The sequence below is a fragment of the Baekduia sp. genome (assembly GCF_035685985.1).
GTDB lineage: Bacteria > Actinomycetota > Thermoleophilia > Solirubrobacterales > Solirubrobacteraceae > Baekduia.
On sequence record NZ_DASRZV010000024.1, the window covers coordinates 273,472 to 290,409 of the forward strand.

13 protein-coding genes are annotated in these 16,938 nt (G+C 73.0%); 12 read left to right on the forward strand and 1 reads right to left on the reverse strand.

Annotated elements, in window-relative coordinates; genetic code table 11:
• Positions 1 to 4: 4 nt before the first annotated feature.
• From VFG42_RS13745 to VFG42_RS13775, 7 genes are read left to right on the forward strand one after another with little or no spacing between them, the layout of a single operon-like run.
• Positions 5 to 823, forward strand: a complete 819-nt coding sequence (locus VFG42_RS13745) for a 5-deoxy-glucuronate isomerase (protein ID WP_324909303.1) — start codon at positions 5 to 7, stop codon at positions 821 to 823.
• Positions 820 to 1,677: a hypothetical protein gene (locus tag VFG42_RS13750; RefSeq protein WP_324909304.1), complete on the forward strand. Its 858-nt coding sequence runs from the start codon at positions 820 to 822 to the stop codon at positions 1,675 to 1,677. Before VFG42_RS13745 ends, VFG42_RS13750 begins: the two co-directional genes overlap by 4 nt.
• The gene (locus VFG42_RS13755; RefSeq protein ID WP_324909305.1) at positions 1,674 to 3,194 is read left to right on the forward strand and encodes a CoA-acylating methylmalonate-semialdehyde dehydrogenase; all 1,521 of its coding nucleotides are present in this window, start codon (positions 1,674 to 1,676) and stop codon (positions 3,192 to 3,194) included. Before VFG42_RS13750 ends, VFG42_RS13755 begins: the two co-directional genes overlap by 4 nt.
• The gene (locus VFG42_RS13760; RefSeq protein ID WP_324909306.1) at positions 3,191 to 4,375 is read left to right on the forward strand and encodes a Gfo/Idh/MocA family oxidoreductase; all 1,185 of its coding nucleotides are present in this window, start codon (positions 3,191 to 3,193) and stop codon (positions 4,373 to 4,375) included. Before VFG42_RS13755 ends, VFG42_RS13760 begins: the two co-directional genes overlap by 4 nt.
• The gene (locus tag VFG42_RS13765) at positions 4,372 to 5,319 is read left to right on the forward strand and encodes a sugar phosphate isomerase/epimerase (RefSeq protein ID WP_324909307.1); all 948 of its coding nucleotides are present in this window, start codon (positions 4,372 to 4,374) and stop codon (positions 5,317 to 5,319) included. The genes VFG42_RS13760 and VFG42_RS13765 overlap by 4 nt, the downstream gene beginning before the upstream one ends.
• The gene (locus VFG42_RS13770; protein ID WP_324909308.1) at positions 5,316 to 6,410 is read left to right on the forward strand and encodes a Gfo/Idh/MocA family oxidoreductase; all 1,095 of its coding nucleotides are present in this window, start codon (positions 5,316 to 5,318) and stop codon (positions 6,408 to 6,410) included. The genes VFG42_RS13765 and VFG42_RS13770 overlap by 4 nt, the downstream gene beginning before the upstream one ends.
• 36 nt (positions 6,411 to 6,446) lie before the next feature.
• Positions 6,447 to 6,809: a DUF4267 domain-containing protein gene (locus VFG42_RS13775; RefSeq protein ID WP_324909309.1), complete on the forward strand. Its 363-nt coding sequence runs from the start codon at positions 6,447 to 6,449 to the stop codon at positions 6,807 to 6,809.
• A 19-nt stretch (positions 6,810 to 6,828) separates the two neighbouring features.
• Here the strand turns inward: VFG42_RS13775 and VFG42_RS13780 are convergent, their stop codons facing one another.
• On the reverse strand, positions 6,829 to 7,089 hold the full coding sequence (locus VFG42_RS13780) for a hypothetical protein (RefSeq protein WP_324909310.1): 261 nt from the start codon (positions 7,087 to 7,089) through the stop codon (positions 6,829 to 6,831).
• Between the two features lie 276 nt (positions 7,090 to 7,365).
• On the opposite strand from VFG42_RS13780, the gene VFG42_RS13785 reads away from it, so the two are divergent.
• The 5 genes from VFG42_RS13785 to VFG42_RS13805 all read left to right on the forward strand — a co-directional run bounded on the left by VFG42_RS13785 (position 7,366) and on the right by VFG42_RS13805 (position 16,928).
• Complete coding sequence (locus tag VFG42_RS13785) at positions 7,366 to 7,488, forward strand: hypothetical protein (RefSeq protein WP_324909311.1); 123 nt, start codon at positions 7,366 to 7,368, stop codon at positions 7,486 to 7,488.
• 49 nt (positions 7,489 to 7,537) lie between these two features.
• Positions 7,538 to 11,713 (forward strand): hypothetical protein, encoded by a 4,176-nt coding sequence (locus tag VFG42_RS13790; protein WP_324909312.1) that lies wholly within the window; start codon positions 7,538 to 7,540, stop codon positions 11,711 to 11,713.
• 619 nt (positions 11,714 to 12,332) lie between these two features.
• Entirely contained in the window at positions 12,333 to 13,268 is a 936-nt protein-coding gene (locus tag VFG42_RS13795) for a D-glycerate dehydrogenase (RefSeq protein WP_324909313.1), read from the forward strand.
• The gene (locus VFG42_RS13800; protein WP_324909314.1) at positions 13,265 to 14,248 is read left to right on the forward strand and encodes a glycerate kinase; all 984 of its coding nucleotides are present in this window, start codon (positions 13,265 to 13,267) and stop codon (positions 14,246 to 14,248) included. Before VFG42_RS13795 ends, VFG42_RS13800 begins: the two co-directional genes overlap by 4 nt.
• 259 nt (positions 14,249 to 14,507) lie before the next feature.
• Complete coding sequence (locus VFG42_RS13805) at positions 14,508 to 16,928, forward strand: hypothetical protein (protein WP_324909315.1); 2,421 nt, start codon at positions 14,508 to 14,510, stop codon at positions 16,926 to 16,928.
• The last annotated feature ends 10 nt before the right edge of the window (positions 16,929 to 16,938 follow it).

Sequence of the window (16,938 nt, forward strand, 5' to 3'; positions counted from 1 at the left end):
CAACATGATCCGACCCCGGGACGGCCGCGAGGCGATCGCGGTGACCCCCGCGGCGATGGGCTGGGCCCACCTCGGCTTCCGCGTCGTGCGGCTGGCGCCCGGCGAGGCGATCGACGTCGACACGGCAGGCGTCGAGACCGCCGTCGTCGGGATGGCGGGCGCGGGCGTCGCGACCGTCGACGGCACCGAGCACGCGCTGTCACGGCACGGCGTCTTCGAGGAGGCCGGCGGCCTGCTCTACGTCGCGCCCGGCGCCGCGACGCGGCTGCGCGCGGAGAGCGCGTGGACGGTGGCGCTGGGCACCGCGCCGGCCGACGGCCGCTACCCGACGCGCATGGTCCCCGCGGACGCGGTGCGCGCCGAGATCCGCGGCGGCGGCACCGCCCGCCGCCAGGTCAACCACCTCCTCGCCCCGCCGCTGGAGGCCGAGCGCCTGATCGTCTTCGAGGTCTTCGTCCCGGCGGGGTCGTGGGCCGGCTGGCCGCCGCACCGCCACGACGGCGAGGAGGGGTCGCCCTACCTGGAGGAGACCTACCTGTTCCGCTTCGACCGGCCCGGCGGGTTCGGCTTCCACCGCAACTACTCCGGCGACGGCGCCTACGACGAGACGTTCGCGGTCGGCGACATGGAGTGCGTGGCCGTCCCGCGCGGGTTCCACGTCACGACCGCCGCGCCCGGCCACAACATGTGGATCCTGAACTTCCTCGCCGGCACGCCGGTGGGCGACGAGCGCGCACGGCCGCCGCACTTCGACCCGGCGACGACCTGGATCGCCGACGGCTGGTCCAAGGCGCCCATCGATCTGCCGGTCCGCGCCCGATGAGCCTGCATGCCTTCGCACGGCCCAGCGGCGCGATCTGCGTGCTGGCGCTCGACCACCGCGACGCGCTGCGCAACGCCTACCGGCGCGCCGGGCTGCCGGACCCCGGCGACGCCGAGGTCCTCGCGCTGAAGGAGCGCGTCTTCGAGGGGCTCGGCGGCGCGGCGAGCGCGGTCCTGCTCGACCCCGCGGCCCTCGACCGCTGCCGCCCGGCGGGCGCCGGCGTGTTCATGCCGCTCGAGGCCCAGGGCCACGACGCGATCGCCGGCGGGCGCCGCACGCGCCTGCTGGACGACTTCGGCCCCGCGGACGCGGCCGCGCTGGGCGCGCAGGGCGGCAAGTTGTTGCTCTACTACCGCGACGACCACGACGCCACGGCGGAGGCGCAGCTCCTGCTGGCCGCCGAGACCGCCGAGCGGTGTCACCGCCACGGGCTCGCGCTGGTCATCGAGCCGAAGGTCTACCGCCTCGACGGCGAGCCCGAGGACGCGTACGCCGCGCGCTTCGCCGAGCACGTGACCGCCGCCGCGGCCGCGCTGGCGCGGTCCGGGGCCGACCTGCTCAAGCTGCAGTTCCCGGGCGACGCGGACGGGTGCGCGGCGGTCGCCGCCGCCGCGGGCACGGTCCCGTGGACGCTGCTGGGCGGCGCCGGCGTCGACGGCGCGAGCTTCGCGCGGCACCTGCGCACCGCGGTCGAGGCGGGGGCCTGCGGCTTCATCGCCGGCCGCCCGATCTGGGGCGGCGCGGTGGGGCGGGAGGGCGGGGAGCAGCCCGCCTGGCTGCGCGACGTGGCGCGGCCGCTGTTCGACCAGCTCGTCGAGATCGCCGACACCTACCACGCAAGGAGCGTTCGATGACCCACCCGACCGAGGCGCCGGCCGTCCCGGCGCCGATCGACCACTGGATCGGCGGCGCGCCCTTCGCGGCCGTCTCCGGCCGGACCGCGCCGGTGCGCAACCCCGCGACCGGTGAGCAGATCGCCACGGTGGGGCTCGCCACTGAGGCCGAGGTCGACCGCGCGGTGCAGGCGGCCGAAGCGGCGTTCCCGGCCTGGCGGGCGCTCTCGCTGACCCGGCGCGCCGACCTGATGTTCACGATCCGGCAGCTCGTCCGCGAGCGCCGCGACGAGATCGCCGAGCTGATCACCGCGCAGCACGGCAAGGTGCTCTCCGACGCGCGCGGCGAGGTGACCCGCGGGCTGGAGGTGATCGAGTTCTGCTGCGGCATCCCGCACCTGCTCAAGGGCGCGATGAGCGAGCAGGCCTCGACGGGGATCGACGTGTACTCGCTGCGCCAGCCGCTGGGCGTCGTGGCGGGCATCACCCCCTTCAACTTCCCGGCGATGGTGCCGATGTGGATGTGGGCGGTCGCGCTGGCCTGCGGCAACACGTTCGTGCTCAAGCCGTCGGAGAAGGACCCGTCGGTGTCGCTCTACACCGCGGAGCTGCTGCGCGACGCCGGCGTCCCGGACGGGGTGTTCAACGTCGTCAACGGCGACAAGGTCGCCGTCGACGCGCTGTTGGCCCACCACGACGTCGCGGCGGTCAGCTTCGTGGGCTCGACGCCGGTCGCGCGGTACGTCTACGAGCGGGCGACGGCCGCGGGCAAGCGCTGCCAGGCGTTCGGCGGGGCCAAGAACCACATGGTCGTCCTGCCCGACGCCGACGTCGAGATGGCCGCCGACGCCGCGGTCAGCGCCGCCTACGGCTCGGCCGGCGAGCGCTGCATGGCGATCTCGATGCTCGTCGCCGTGGGCGACGTCGCCGATCCGCTGGTCGCGGCCATCGAGCGGCGCATCCCGGCCGTGACCGTCGGCGACGGTGCCGACCCCGCCTCGGAGATGGGACCGCTGATCACCGCCGACCATCGCGACCGCGTGGCGTCCTACGTCGCCAACGCCGGCGGCGAAGGCGGCCGGGTCGTCGTCGACGGGCGCGACGGGGCGGACGGCGACGCGAACGGCTTCTTCCTGGCGCCGTCGCTGATCGACGACCTCGAGCCCGGGATGGCCGCCTACGACGACGAGATCTTCGGCCCCGTGCTCGGCGTCACGCGCGTCGGCACCTACGAGGAGGCCGTCGCGCTGGTCAACGAGAACCCGTTCGGCAACGGCACGGCGATCTTCACCCGCGACGGCGGCGTCGCGCGCCAGTTCTCGTTCGCGGTGCAGGCGGGCATGGTCGGGATCAACGTCCCGATCCCGGTGCCCGTCGCCTTCTACAGCTTCGGCGGCTGGAAGAGCAGCCTCTTCGGCGACCGCCACCTCTACGGCACCGAAGGCATCGACTTCTACACCCACAGCAAGGTCGTCACCGCGCGCTGGCCCGATCCGGCCACGTCGACCGTCGACCTCGGATTCCCTCAGACACGATGACTACTCAACAGACTCTCCGCGTCGGCATCGTCGGCTGCGGCAACATCGGCAGCGGCTCCCATCTCCCCGGATGGCAGGCCAACCGGGACGTCGCCGCCGTCGTCGGCCTCGCCGACCCCAGCCCCGAGACCCTCGACCGGGCCCGCGCGCTCGCCGGGCTGGCGAGCACGCAGGCCCATCTCGACCCGATGGAGCTGATCGCCCGGCCGGACGTCGACGCCATCGACATCTGCACGCCGCAGCACCTGCGCCGCGACCTGATCGCCGCGGCCGCCGCGCACGGCAAGCACGTGCTGTGCGAGAAGCCGCTCGGGACGATCCCGTCGGACGCCGCGGCCGCGGTCGCCGCCGGCGACATCACGCTCGCGATGGTCCACAACTACCTCTGGCTCCCGGAGGTCCGGGCCGCCCAGCGCGTGATCGACTCCGGCGAGATCGGCGCGGTCCGCAGCGTCACGGTCAACTTCCTGGGCATCGTCGACGTCCCCGGCAGCGCCGGGTACGCGCCGCGATGGCGCCACGAGGCGGCGCTGGCCGGCGGCGGCGTGCTGATGGACATCCTCCACGGCGTCTACGTCGCGGAGTCGCTGCTCGGCGAGCCGCTGCGGCGCGTCTCCGCCTACGCGGACAACCGCGACCCGGACGCCAACGTCGAGGACCTCGCGCTCTGCCGCTTCGAGACCGGCTCCAACGCGGCGCTCGTCAACATCGCGTGGGGGCACGGTCCCGGCGGGCTCGAGGTCACCGGCACCGAGGGCCGGGTCGTCGCCGTCTACCGCGACGGCGGCACCTCGCCGTGGTCGCCGCTGGATCGCGTGCTGGTGACGACCGCGGCCGGCACTCGCGTCGAGCTGGACGTCACCGGCCAGGCCGACGACGACTACGCCGCGCTGCTCGACACGTTCGTCTACGTGACGCGCGACTTCACGCAGGCCGCGCTGGGCGGCACCGCGCCGCGCGCGAGCGGCGCCGACGGGCTGCGCATCCTGGAGGCGACCGTCGGCGCGCTCGCCTCGGCGGCGACGGGCCGGATCGTCGAGATCCCGCTCGACCGCGACAGCCCGGCGTTCCTGCGCGGTGTGCTCGGCGTCGCGGACCTCGACCTCCCCGACTGGTCGCCCGTCCGCACGCGCGGCCTCTACCGGCAGACCACGACCACCGCGGAGGAGACCTCCCGATGACGTTCTGCGTCAACACCGACTGCTTCGGCGACCTGCCGCTGGACGCGGCGCTCGACGTCGTCGCCGAGCTGGGCCTCGACGCCGTCGAGATCGCGGCCGGCGGTCACTCCGACGCGCCGCACCTGCGGATCGGCGAGCTGCTCGCCGACCCCGCCGCGCGTGCGCGGTTCGCGGAGGCGATCCGCTCGCGGGGGCTGACGCTCAACGCCATCAACTGCTCGGCCGACCCGCTGCATCCGCGCCACGGCGCGGAGCACCGGCGGCTGATCGAGGACTCGCTCCGGCTGGCCGGCGAGCTGGGCGTCGACAAGGTCGTGACGATGTCCGGCTGCCCCGGCGACGCGCCCGGCGCGCCGACCATCAACTGGATCTGGTTCCCCTGGCCGGACGACATGATGGCCATCCGGGAGCGGCAGTGGGAGGTCGCCGTCGAGGTCTGGCGGGAGCTGGCGGACCGGGCCGAGGCCAACGGCGTGCGGCGCATCGCGCTCGAGCTGCTGCCGCTGCAGCTCGTCTACAACGTCCCGACGCTGCTGCGGCTGCGCGACGAGATCGGCCCGGTGATCGGCGCCAACATCGATCCCAGCCACATGTTCTGGCAGCAGATGGACCCGGTCCGCGTCGTCCAGGCGCTCGGTCCTGCCGTGCACCACGTGCACCTCAAGGACACCGAGCTGTACCCCGACGAGCTGGCGCTCAACGGCGTCCTCGACTCCCGGCCGTGGACCGACCCCGAGCACCGCGCCTGGATCTTCCGCACGATCGGCGAGGGCCATCCGGCCTCGTTTTGGCGGGCGTTCTTCGCCGCGTTGCGCGAGGCCGGCTACGACGACGTGCTCAGCGTGGAGAACGAGGACCTGCATCTGCCCGGGGCGTCCGGCGTCCGGGCCGCGATCGACTTCGCCACGCCGCTGCTCGAGCCCGCGTGGCGCCCGGTCGCATGAGCGCACGCGGGGACATCACGGTCGGGGTGATCGGGTCGGGGTGGATCGTCCGCGCGCACGTGCACGCGCTCCACACGCTCAACCACCTCGGCCGCCTGCCGGCGCGCGTGCGCTTGAAGTGGATCTACGGCCGGCGGCCCGAGCGGATGGCGGCCCTGGCCGCCGAGCTCGGGGTCGAGCGGCCGACGACCGACTGGGCGCAGATCATGGAAGACCCCGAGGTCGACGTCGTCGCCAACGCGGGCGCCCATCCGCTGCACGCGCCGGTCTCGCTGGCGGCGATCGCCGCGGGCAAGCACGTCCTGTGCGAAAAGCCGCTGGCGGTGGTGACGGACGAGGCCCGGCAGATGGAGCGCGCGGCCGCGGGCTCGGGCCTGAGGACCGCGTGCGGGTTCAGCTACCGCTTCGTGCCCGCGGTGCGGCTCCTGCGCGACCTCGTCGCCGAGGGCCGGCTCGGGACGCTCCGCCACTACCGCGGCCTGTACCTGCAGGACTGGCTGAGCAACAACCCCGACTTCCCGGGCGGGGTCGGCGGGTCGGCGGTGCGCGACTTCTCCCATCTCTTCGACATGTTGCGGCATGTGGTCGGCGAGCCGCGGTCGGTGGTCGGCACGGCGCAGCCGATCCTGACCGGCGCCGACGACACGTTCCTGGCCGGCTTCGAGATGGCCGGCGGCGCGACGGCGTCGCTGGAGGCGTCCTCGTGCGCGACCGGGTGGAAGGCACGCCACCGGATCGAGGTCAACGGCACCGAGGGCTCGGCGTGGTGGGACATGGAGGACTTCAACAAGCTGCACGTGATGTTCGTCGAGGACCAGCGGCAGGGCCTCGGCGGCTTCCGCGACGTCCTGGTCACCGAGCACTCCCACCCGTTCATGGACACCTGGTGGGAGGCCGGGCACGTCGTCGGCTGGGAGAGCACCTTCGTCCACCAGTGGGGGACCTTCCTACGGTCGGTGATCGAGGACCGGCCGGGCGACCCGCTGCAGGCCGGCTTCCACGACGGCGTCCGCGCGAACGAGCTCGGGGACGCCGTCCTGGCCTCCGCGCGCGAGGGACGCCGGCTCGACCTGGACCCCGGAGGGCATTGAGGCCGGCGCCTTGATCGAGGCCGGTAGGGTCCCGCCATGGGTCAGCACATCACGTCTCTGGCGATCACGCGTCTGGCGATCGGTGGCTCGGCGTTCTTCACGCCGCGGTTGGCCGGCCGGGTGTTCGGGCTCGACATCGAGGCGAATCCGCAGGCGCCGTATCTCGCGCGGCTGTTCGGGGTTCGCGACGCGGCGCTCGGGGCCGGGATCCTGGCCACCGAGGGCGAGGCGCGCCGGCAGTGGCTGGCGATCGGCGTGGCCTGCGATGCCGCCGACGCGCTGGCCGGGCTCGCCGCGGGCCGGGAGGGCTACCTGCCGAAGGCGACGTCGGCGGTCGTCACGGCGACGGCGCTCGGCGCGATCGTCATGGGCGCGCTGGCCCTGCGCGAGGCCGGCTGACCGCGCTGAGCCTCGCTCCTCACATCCGCTCGGCGCCGGTCGTCTGGTACTCGTCGTGGAGGGGGCGGGCCAGGCCGCGGCCGCGGCGGCGCGCGATGATCGACCCGATCACGGTCAGCAGGAACGACAGGTAGATGCCGCTCGCGCCGAAGGACACGAGCGCCACCAGCGCGTTCGTGTTCGCCGGGTAGGTGATGAACCCGACGTGGACGTCGTGCTTGGGATGGGGGATCGGCCTCGGCTTCGTACCCGCCCATCCCATCGCGGTCGTCGCCACCACCGCTACCGCTCACCGCCGGCACGCCGCATCTACCTCCAAGCTCTCCCGACGCGGCTTGACCCCACCCGCCGCTGGGCCATCCCGACCACCATCAACCCCTACACCAACGGAGAACCACGATGACCACCAGGCGAGCTGACGGCCGGCGTCGGCAACGGCGACGCTCGATTCCAGCGTGCGCGGGGTCACCCCCGAGATGAACACCTTGAAGTTGCGCAGGCGGGCCTGGCCCATCACATAGCCGTCGGCAACGCCGGGCTGAACAGCTTCGGATCCATGGGGCGCCTGAAGAGCAAGGCGCCGGCGAAGGGCACCTACGCGCTCGTGGCGACCGCGAGGGGCGTCGCCGGCCACCAGTCCAAGCCCGCCACCCGCGCGTTCAAGATCGTCGGCCGATGACGCGGCGCCGTGGTTGCCCATTGCTCCTCGCTCCGGCAGGATGGGCGCCGTGACCCACGTCCTCCGCGCTGTGGCTGCGTCGCTGCTCGCCGGCTGGCTGCTCGCGCCCGCCGCCCACGCCGACCTGACCTGGTCGAGCACGCAGACCCTGTCCACCGACGCGACCAATGGGGCCGGCCCAGCGCTGGCCTTCGACGCGACCGGCGGCGCCGTCGCCGCCTGGCTGGAGACGGACAGCGGCGGCCACAGCCGCGTGCACGTGGCCACGCGCGCGGCGCACGGCTTCCTCGGCCCGGCGGCGACGGTGTCCGCCGCCGGCACGGACGCCTACGGCGTGCGCGTCGTCGTCGCGCGCGACGGCGCGGCGTACGTGCTGTGGGGACAGCGGAACGCGGCGACCGGCGCCGACATCTACGTGCTGTCGCGGCCGGCGGGCGGGGCGTTCGGGCCGCCGCAGAACGCGACCGAGACCGATGGGGCGGCCTCGCTCGGTGACGCGGTCGTCAACAACGCCAACGACCGGCTGCTGATGGCGTACAGCCAGCTCGACACCACGACCGGGCCGCCCGCTCAGGTCGAGGAGCGGGTCAAGCGCGTGACGACCGCGGGGGCCGTGAGCGGGTTCATCAAGATCGCGGAGGTGACGGCGAGCGACGTGAACCACGATCCGCTCATCGGTCAGCAGGACCTCGCCATGGATGCGAATGGCAATGCCCTGTTGGCCTGGGCGGACAACCCCAACTCGTGGAACCAGGATCGCGACCAGGCCTACGTCCGTGCGGCGCGGCTCGATGCGAATGGGAACCCGCTCGAGGCGGCCCAGCAGGTCGGCGTGCGCGTCGGCCGGTCGATCGACGACCCGGTGGCGGCGATCAACGACGCCCGCAGCGTGGTGCTGTGGAACAAGACGACCGGCGCCGGCCGCGGGGAGGCGGACTACGTGACCCGGACCGGAACGGGCACCGGCGCGTGGTCCGGGTTCAAGACCCCCATCTCCAACGACTACGACAACGACCCGAACTTCTTCCGGTCGGTCGTCAGCGACGCTGCCGGCGACCTCACCGCCACCTACGGCCGCGGCTTCGACGCGGCGCCCGCCAACGGCGATCTCTCCATGGATGCGAGCGCTCTCTACTTCGGCGCGACCCGGCCGTTCGCGGACCCCGCCGACAGCGCCCGGTTGTTCGCGGTCGACGACAGCGGCACGTCGTCCTACTACCGGCTCGGCGCCAACCGCCACGTGTCGATCGGGACGCGCGCGCCGGGCCCCGGCGGCGCCTACTCGACGCCGGTCGATGTCGCCACGCTGCCCCAGCAGCAGCGGCCCGTGGTCGCCGCCGGCCCGGACGGGACGACCGGCGTCATGTGGGTCGACAGCGACGGCGAGAACGATCGCGTCTTCGTGCGCTTCGGCGACATCGCCGTGCCGGCCGGGCCCGGAACCACCCCGGGGCCGGCGGACGGCCCGCCGCCGCCCCCGGCACTGCCGCTGCCACTGCCGCCACCGCCGCCGGCGGCCCCGGTCCCCAGCGCGATCCAGGTCGTCCAGAAGTTCACCTCGGGCCATGCGGGCGTCCTCACGGTGGCCTTCACCGGCGAGGCGAGCCAGATCGAATGGACGGTCGGCAAGAACGGCCCGACGTACTCCGCGACCGCGTCGCAGCGCAGCATCCGTCTGCGGCTCACCGGTCCGGCGACGGTGACCGCCAAGGTCACCGGTCCGGGCGGTGCGCAGACCTTCACGCGCTCGGTGTCCGGCCAGGCCCGGCCCGATGACGCCGACGCCAAGAAGGTGCTCGGCGGCGAGCCGCGTGACGCCTCCGCCGTGGTGGCCACGGGCGCCGAATCGGTCCTGACGGGCAAGTCGTCGGCCTGTGGCGCGGTCAACGTGCGCTCGGGCGGGGTCACGCTGAGCGGTTGCATGAGGCCACTGGACGAGCTCGCAGACCTTCCCGGCGCCGAGCGCGGCGTCCTCGACCCGATTGCCTCCGCGTACGGCCTCAACCGATCCGACGCAGGGCTGATGGGGCGCGCCATCGAGCTGCTGGACGGGTACGCGGCCACCGGGACGGTGCTGATCAATGGCCTGTGGCCCGTGACCCCGGCGGGCGGCGCGGGCGTGATGGCGTTCCCGCAGGCGTCGGCGCTCACGTCCTCGAACGCGTCGGTCCGGGTGGCGGGGACGGCGCTGAAGCCGGCAGGGGGCGGCTTCAACCTGAAGGTGGGTTCGTCGGCCGGCGCGATCGACCTCGGCGCGATCCCGCGCCCGGTGTCGTTCCCACAGCTGGGGCGCTTCCCCTACGTGGGCGACTTCAACGTCTCCCTGGGCGGCGGCTACGCGACCATCCAGACCGGCATCAAGCTGCCGGACTTCGTGCAGCGCAACGGCATCAACGTGCAGCCGCGCATGCAGATCTACGCCTCGCCGGACGGGCTGTCCTCCGTCGACGGTGTGAAGATGGGGCCGATGGACGTCGCGTTCGGGCCGGTCGTGCTCGACGACCTGACGGTCCGCTACGACCAGGCGAGCGATCAGTGGATCGGCGGGATGAGCGCGTGCCTGTTCGGGGCCGGCTGCCTGGACTTCAAGGACCCCGTCGGCTCCATCCGGCTGCAGGGCAACGAGCTCGTCTACGCGAAGACGGGGTTGGTCTTCGCCGATCCGGGCAAGCCGCTGGCGCCGCCCGCCGTGTACCTGAACCACGCGAACCTGGGGTTCGGGCTCAACCCGTCGCGCGTGTTCGGTCAGGCGGGGATCACCGGCGGCGGGTTCGTCAAGGTCGACGGCTACGAGGTGTTCGCCGCGCCCAGCTCCGCGACGCCGTATCTCCTGAAGCGCGACGAGGTCGGCCAGTCGTTCCCGGCGGCGATGTACTCGACCCCGTTCACGCGGCCGCTGGTGGCCGCGGGCGGCGACGTCGGCCTGGACCTCCCGTTCGTCGGCGACACGCGGCTCGGCGGCGGCTACTTCCTCTACGAGCTGCCGGGCTACGTCGCCATCGGCGGCAACGCGAGCTTCGACCTCCTCGGGATCATCCGCTTCGGCGGCGGGATCAACGGCGAGATGGACCTGGTCAAGCAGCGCTACAACCTGCACGGCGACATCTCGGCCTGCCTGATCGCCGTCGACGACGACCTCTGCGCGAGATCGGTGGCGAACATCTCCCGCGGCCCGAACCTCGAAGGCGGCTCGGGCGCGTGCCTGCAGCTCGGCCCGGTCAGCGCCGGCGGCGGCGTGCAGTGGGCGCACCCGGACAAGCCGTTCATCTGGCCGATCGACGGCTGCAAGTGGTCGCCCTTCAAGATCGACGTCCGCGCGGGGCAGGCCAGGGCCGCGCAGGCGGCGGGCACGACCGTGCAGATGGGCGCGACCGCCCAGGCGATCCAGCTCGACGGGTCCGGCGAGTCGCCGCAGGTGAAGGTGACGGGACCCCACGGCGAGACGCTGGACACCAGCGCGGGCCGCTTCGTGTACTCGCCGGACGCCAAGATCCGCATCGTGCGCTTCGACAACGCCGATGCGCACTTCACGACCGTCGGGCTGCAGGGCGTCGCGGCGGGCGCATGGAGGATCGAGCCGCTGCCGGGCTCGGCGACGATCGTCGGCACCTCGATCGCCAAGAACCCGGCCGATGCGAAGGTCTCCGGGCGCGTCACGCGTGGTCGCGGGGACCGGCGCGTCCTGACCTTCGACGTCCGTCGTCGCCCGGCACAGCGGGTGCAGTTCTTCGACGTCGACCGGCGCGGCGCGCGCCGGCTGATCGGCATCACGCCGGGCGGCCACGGCTCGATCGCCTTCACGCCGGGCCCGGACCAGGCCAAGCACACGGTGGTCGCGTCGATCGCGCTGAACGGCATCGGCTCCGAGGAGCGCACGGTCACGACCTTCACCCCGCCGCCGCCGGTGCTGGCGGCGCCGCGCGGCCTCGACGTCCGGCGCAAGGGCACCTCGGTGCGGGTGACCTGGCGCGACGTGCCCGGCGCGACCGGCTACGAGCTGGCGCTGACCGCCGGCACGCAGCGCTTCGCCACGTCACACGCGCGCGTGCTGGTCTTCAAGAACGTGTCCAAGACGACCGGCGGCCGCGTGACCGTCCGCGCGGTCGGCAACTACCGCCAGTCGAAGGTCACGCGCGTGTCGTTCAAGCGGCTGGTCCAGAAGAAGCAGCCGCTGAGGTCGCTGAAGAAGTGCTCGGTGCGCAAGAAGCGCATCCGCTGTCACTAGCGGTGGCGCATGAGGCCATGTCAGCCGACGCGGATCTCGATCGCGCCGGGACGTACGACCCGGCGGTGAGCTTCTCTGATCTCATCGATGGTCGGCTCGGACGAGAGATACGTCCCCGCGTGCAGATCCACAAGGCCGGGCTATCGGGCGCCGCTCGCGGGGCGGCGCTCGGGGCACGCGTTCCGGCACTCGAATTCCAGGAGTGCCTGGACCGTCCGGAAACGACCCGAATCCGCAGGGACGCCGGCCCGGCGTCGACGACCGCGAGACCGGTGAACCCCCTGTAGATCACCACTTCCCGACCGCATAGGCCTTGCGCTTGTGGTCCAGTCGGTCGCGGGTTCGGGTCCCCTCGCTCACCCTTCGCGAGAAGCCCCGCGCATCGCGGGCTTCCGTCGTCTCGGGGCCGGGCGGGATCGCCGCGGTCCGGGACACACCGCGGATCGTCCCGTGATCTCGTCCCCGGGAACGGTGGGCGTTCAGAGGTCACGCCCGTTGTGGTGCTTGATGAGGGTGCGCTGTCGCTTGGGAGCGCGTGGGATCGAGATGATGGTCATGACGCGTTGGCACTCGGGCTCGCGCGGTGGACAACGACACGGCGGAGGCCGGGGAGAACCTTGTGGCACGGATCCTCATCACACGCAGGTTGGCGTCGCGAGCGCCGGAGCGGCTGACGGCCGCCGGGCACGAGGTCGTCGTCCATGACGGTCCGGCGGCGAGCGCCGGCAAGCTGCGGGCTCTGGTCGACGGGGTGGAGGGCGTCCTGACGACGGTCGCCGACCGCGTGGACCCCGCGCTGCTCGATGCGGCCCCGGGCCTGCGGGTCGTCTCCAACTACGCGGTCGGCTGCGACAACGTCGACCTCGCGGCATGCGCCGCGCGCGGGGTCGCGGTCGGCATCACGCCGGACGTGCTGACCGAGGCCACCGCCGACCTGGCGTTCGCGCTGCTGCTCGCCGCGGCCCGGCACGTTCCGGCCGCCGACCGCGCGGTTCGCGACGGCCGGTGGACGTCGTGGGAGCCGGCGGGCTGGCTCGGACGGGACGTCCATGGCGCGACGCTCGTCATCGTCGGCGCGGGCCGGATCGGCGAGGCCGTCGCCCGGCGAGCCGAGGGCTTCAGCATGGACGTCGTCCGCGTCGGCCGCCGCGACGACCTGCTGGCCGCGCTGGCCGCGGCCGACTTCGTCAGCCTCCACGCGCCGCTGCTGCCCGCAACCCGGCACCTGATCGGAGCCGCGGCGCTGGCGGCGATCAAGCCCGGCGCGATCCTCGTCAACACGGCGCGCGGCGGGCTCGTGGACCAGGTCGCGCTGACCCAGGCGCTGGCCGACGGGCGGCTGGCGGCGGCCGGCCTGGACGTCACCGACCCCGAGCCGCTGCCCGCCGACGACCCGCTGCTGCAGGCCCCGAACCTGGTCGTGCTCCCGCACATCGGCTCGGCGACCCAGGGCGCGCGCGAGCGGATGGCGCAGCTGGCGGTCGACAACCTGCTCGCCGGCCTCGCGGGCGAGCCGTTGCCCAACCCCGCGCCGGCCCTGGCCCCGGCGTCGTGATCCTCGTCGCGCCCGACTCGTTCAAGGGGACGTTCTCGGCCGCGGAGGTCGCCGACGCGGTGGCCGTCGGGGTCGAGTCGTCCGGCGTCGGCGCGGACCGCTGCCCGGTCGCCGACGGTGGCGAGGGGACGTTGGACGTCGTGGTCCGCGCGCGGCCTGGCGGGCGGATGGCCGACGTCGCCTGCCACGACCCGCTGGGTCGGCCGGTCACCGGCGCGATCGGCTGGACCGACGACGGCGCCACGGCGATCGTCGAGATGGCGCAGGCCTCGGGGCTCGGCCTCGTGGCGCCCGCGCTGCGCGACGCCGAGCGGGCCAGCACCTACGGCACCGGCGAGCTGATCGTCGCCGCGGCGGCGGCCGGCGCGCGCCGGATCGTCGTCACGGTCGGCGGCAGCGCGACCAGCGACGGCGGGCGCGGCGCGATCGCGGCCGTTCGCGCGGCCGGCGGGCTGGGCGCGGCGGAGCTGGCCGTCGCCTGCGACGTCGAGACGCCGTTCGAGGACGCCGCCCGGGTCTTCGGACCGCAGAAGGGCGCCGACCCCGCGGCGGTCGCGCGCCTGACGGCCGCGCTGCACGAGCAGGCCGCGGCCCTGCCTCGCGATCCGCGCGGTGTCGCGATGACCGGCGCCGCCGGCGGCCTGGCGGGCGGCCTGTGGGCGGCCCTCGGCGCCGAGCTGCTGCCCGGCGCCGCCTGGGTGCTGGACGCGATCGGCTTCGACGCGCGCCTGCGGTCGGCGAGCGCGGTGGTCACCGGCGAGGGCTGCCTGGACGAGCAGACGCTGCAGGGCAAGATCATCGGCGAGGTGGCCCGGCGCTGCCGCGCCGCGCGCCTGCCGCTGCATGCGGTGGTCGGGACCAGCCGGCTCGACGGCGCGGCGGTCGCGGCGCTCGGGCTGGCCTCCGTCGCCGAGGCCACCGACCCGCCGGCGATGACGGCCGCCGGGCGGGCGCTCGGCCTCGGCGTCGCCGCACGCTGAGCCCGGCTCGACGCCGCGGCGGCCCGCCGAGCAGCTGCTGGTCGACGCGCCGAGCCTCCCGCTCGCGCGGCCGGTGCCGCTCACGACCCGGAGCGGTGGCCGCTGCCTACGACAACGGTTGACGGAGGTGGTGGGATGGCATACCGTCACACCAATTGTGCTGGGCGGCACGCGTCCGGCCATCGATCCAGGAGGAGAGCACGTGCTCGATCGACGATGCCGGGGCCGTAGGGTCCTCGGCCGGATCGCGGTAGGGGCGGTGACGCTCGCGGTCGCCGTCGGGTTGGGCGCGCCGGTCGCCTCGGCCTTCAACGGGCCGCTGAGGCAGAGCAGCGCCAACCCGCGGTACTTCACGGACAACTCGGGCAAGCCGATCCTGCTGACGGGGTCGCACACCTGGTCGGACTTCCAGGACTGGGGCGACACGCTGCCCACGATCACCTTCAACTACAGCTCGTGGCTGGACCTGATGCAGAACAACGGCCAGGACTTCTTCCGGCTGTGGAACTGGGAGAGCACGCGCTACATCCCGTGGGCGTCGGACTTCCACTTCACGATGAACGGCAGCGGGACCGGCGTCAACGCCAACAGCGGCTCGCCCTGGAACCGCTCGGCGACCGTCTGCTGCGCGGCCGACGGCGGCAACAAGTTCGACCTCAACATCAGCGGCACGCTCTTCAACCAGGGCTACTTCGACCGCCTCTACGACCGCGTCTCGGCGGCCGCCGCGCGTGGGATCTACGTCGACGTGATGCTCTTCCAGGGCTGGAGCATCGACAACACGGGCAAGGGCTCGGGCAACCCGTGGAACGGGCACCCGTTCAAGGCCTCCAACAACGTCAACGGCATCAACGGCGACACGAACGCCGACGGCGTCGGCCCGGAGACGCACACGATCAACGCGTCCGATCCGAACATCAACGCCATCAACAACCTTCAGAAGGCCTACATTCGCAAGGTCGTCGACACCGTCAACAGCTTCGACAACGTCCTCTACGAGATCACGAACGAGGACGCCGGCAGCACGGCCGACACGACGTGGCAGAACGCCATGATCGACTACGTCAAGAGCTACGAGGCGACCAAGCCCAAGCAGCACCCGGTCGGGATGACCGCGCAGTACCCCAACGGCAACAACGCGGACCTGTTCTCCAGCCACGCCGACTGGGTCTCGCCGTCGACGCTCTACGCCTCCAGCGCCCCGGCCACGGGCGACAAGGTCGTGATCGCCGACAGCGACCACAACTACGGCTACGGCGGCGACGCCGCCTACATCTGGGAGTCGTTCACGCGCGGCACCAACCCGGCGTGGATGGACCTCGCCGAGAACACGCTGCCGACGTCGATCTCCTCGCAGTTCACCCCGTACCCGACCGACGCCGCCGAGAACGCGGTCCGGCAGTCGATGGGGGAGGCCAAGGCCTACGCCGACAAGATCGACCTCTCGACGGTCGTGCCCCACGGCGAGCTGTCCTCGACCGGCTACGCGCTGGCCGACCCGGGCAGCAAGTACCTCGTCTTCCAGCCCAACTCGGCGACGGCGTTCACCGTGACGCTGTCGGCCGGCACCTACACCTACGAGTGGCTCAACCTCGGGGCCAACGCGACGAGCACCGGGACCATCACGGTCGCGGCGGGCTCGCGCTCGTTCACGCCGCCGTTCTCGGGCTACGCCGCGCTGTACCTGAAGCTCGTCCCGCCCACGACGGGCACGTTCGTCAAGGGCATCGACCTCAACGGGCCGGCGGTGACGATCGAGGGCAACGCCTGGCAGTCGTACTCGACGGCGCTGAGCAACGGGTTCTCGACCGACGCGCCGTCCTCCGGCGCGGGCGCGCTGCCGGGTCTGACCCCGGCGGCGGACTCCGACACGACGACGATGCTGACGTCGGGCATCTACCGGTCCTCGCCGCCCAACGGCCAGGGCTTCTCGATGAACCAGACGATCGCCAACGGGACCTACCAGGTGTACTTCTGGGAGGCCGAGAGCTACGCGACCAGCGCGCGCGACATGGACGTCAAGCTGGAGGGCACGACGGTCGCCACGGCGATCGGCGACCAGTCCTACGCGCAGTGGCACAAGTACGGGCCCTACACGGTGACCGTCTCGGACGGCACGTTGAACATGGACATCCTGCGCCACTCCAAGGGCGACCCCGTGATCAACGGCGTCGCGATCTACTCGGTCAGCGGCGGGCCGACGTTCGTCAAGGCCATCAACCTCAACGGTGCGGCCACGACGATCGGCGGCAACAGCTGGACGTCCTACAGCTCGGCGCTGAGCAGCGGGTTCTCGACCGACGCGCCGCTGACGGGCAGCGGGAGCCTGGGGACCGTGAGCCCGGCGGCCGACGCCAACACCCAGTCGATGCTCTCGTCGGTCATCTGGCGGTCGGCACCGCCCAACGGCCAGGGCTTCACGATGAACCAGACGATCGCCAACGGCACCTACCAGGTGTACCTGGACATCGTCGAGAACTACATGAGCAACTTCCGTGACATGGACGTCAAGGTGGAGGGCTCGACGGTGGCCACCGCGATCGGCGACCAGGCCTACCTGCACTGGACGCGGTACGGCCCCTACACGGCCACGGTGTCGGACGGCTCGCTGACCGTCGACATCCTGCGCCACTCCAAGGGCGACCCGGAGCTCTCCGGGATCGAGATCTACCGGCCCTGAGCGCTCGCGG

Bases quoted from the DNA above. Each gene is read 5' to 3' on its own strand.
- VFG42_RS13745 (WP_324909303.1), top strand. From the start codon at position 5: ATGATCCGACCCCGGGACGGCCGCGAGGCGATCGCGGTGACCCCCGCG.
- VFG42_RS13750 (WP_324909304.1), top strand. From the start codon at position 820: ATGAGCCTGCATGCCTTCGCACGGCCCAGCGGCGCGATCTGCGTGCTG.
- VFG42_RS13755 (WP_324909305.1), top strand. From the start codon at position 1,674: ATGACCCACCCGACCGAGGCGCCGGCCGTCCCGGCGCCGATCGACCAC.
- VFG42_RS13760 (WP_324909306.1), top strand. From the start codon at position 3,191: ATGACTACTCAACAGACTCTCCGCGTCGGCATCGTCGGCTGCGGCAAC.
- VFG42_RS13765 (WP_324909307.1), top strand. From the start codon at position 4,372: ATGACGTTCTGCGTCAACACCGACTGCTTCGGCGACCTGCCGCTGGAC.
- VFG42_RS13770 (WP_324909308.1), top strand. From the start codon at position 5,316: ATGAGCGCACGCGGGGACATCACGGTCGGGGTGATCGGGTCGGGGTGG.
- VFG42_RS13775 (WP_324909309.1), top strand. From the start codon at position 6,447: ATGGGTCAGCACATCACGTCTCTGGCGATCACGCGTCTGGCGATCGGT.
- VFG42_RS13785 (WP_324909311.1), top strand. From the start codon at position 7,366: ATGGGGCGCCTGAAGAGCAAGGCGCCGGCGAAGGGCACCTACGCGCTC.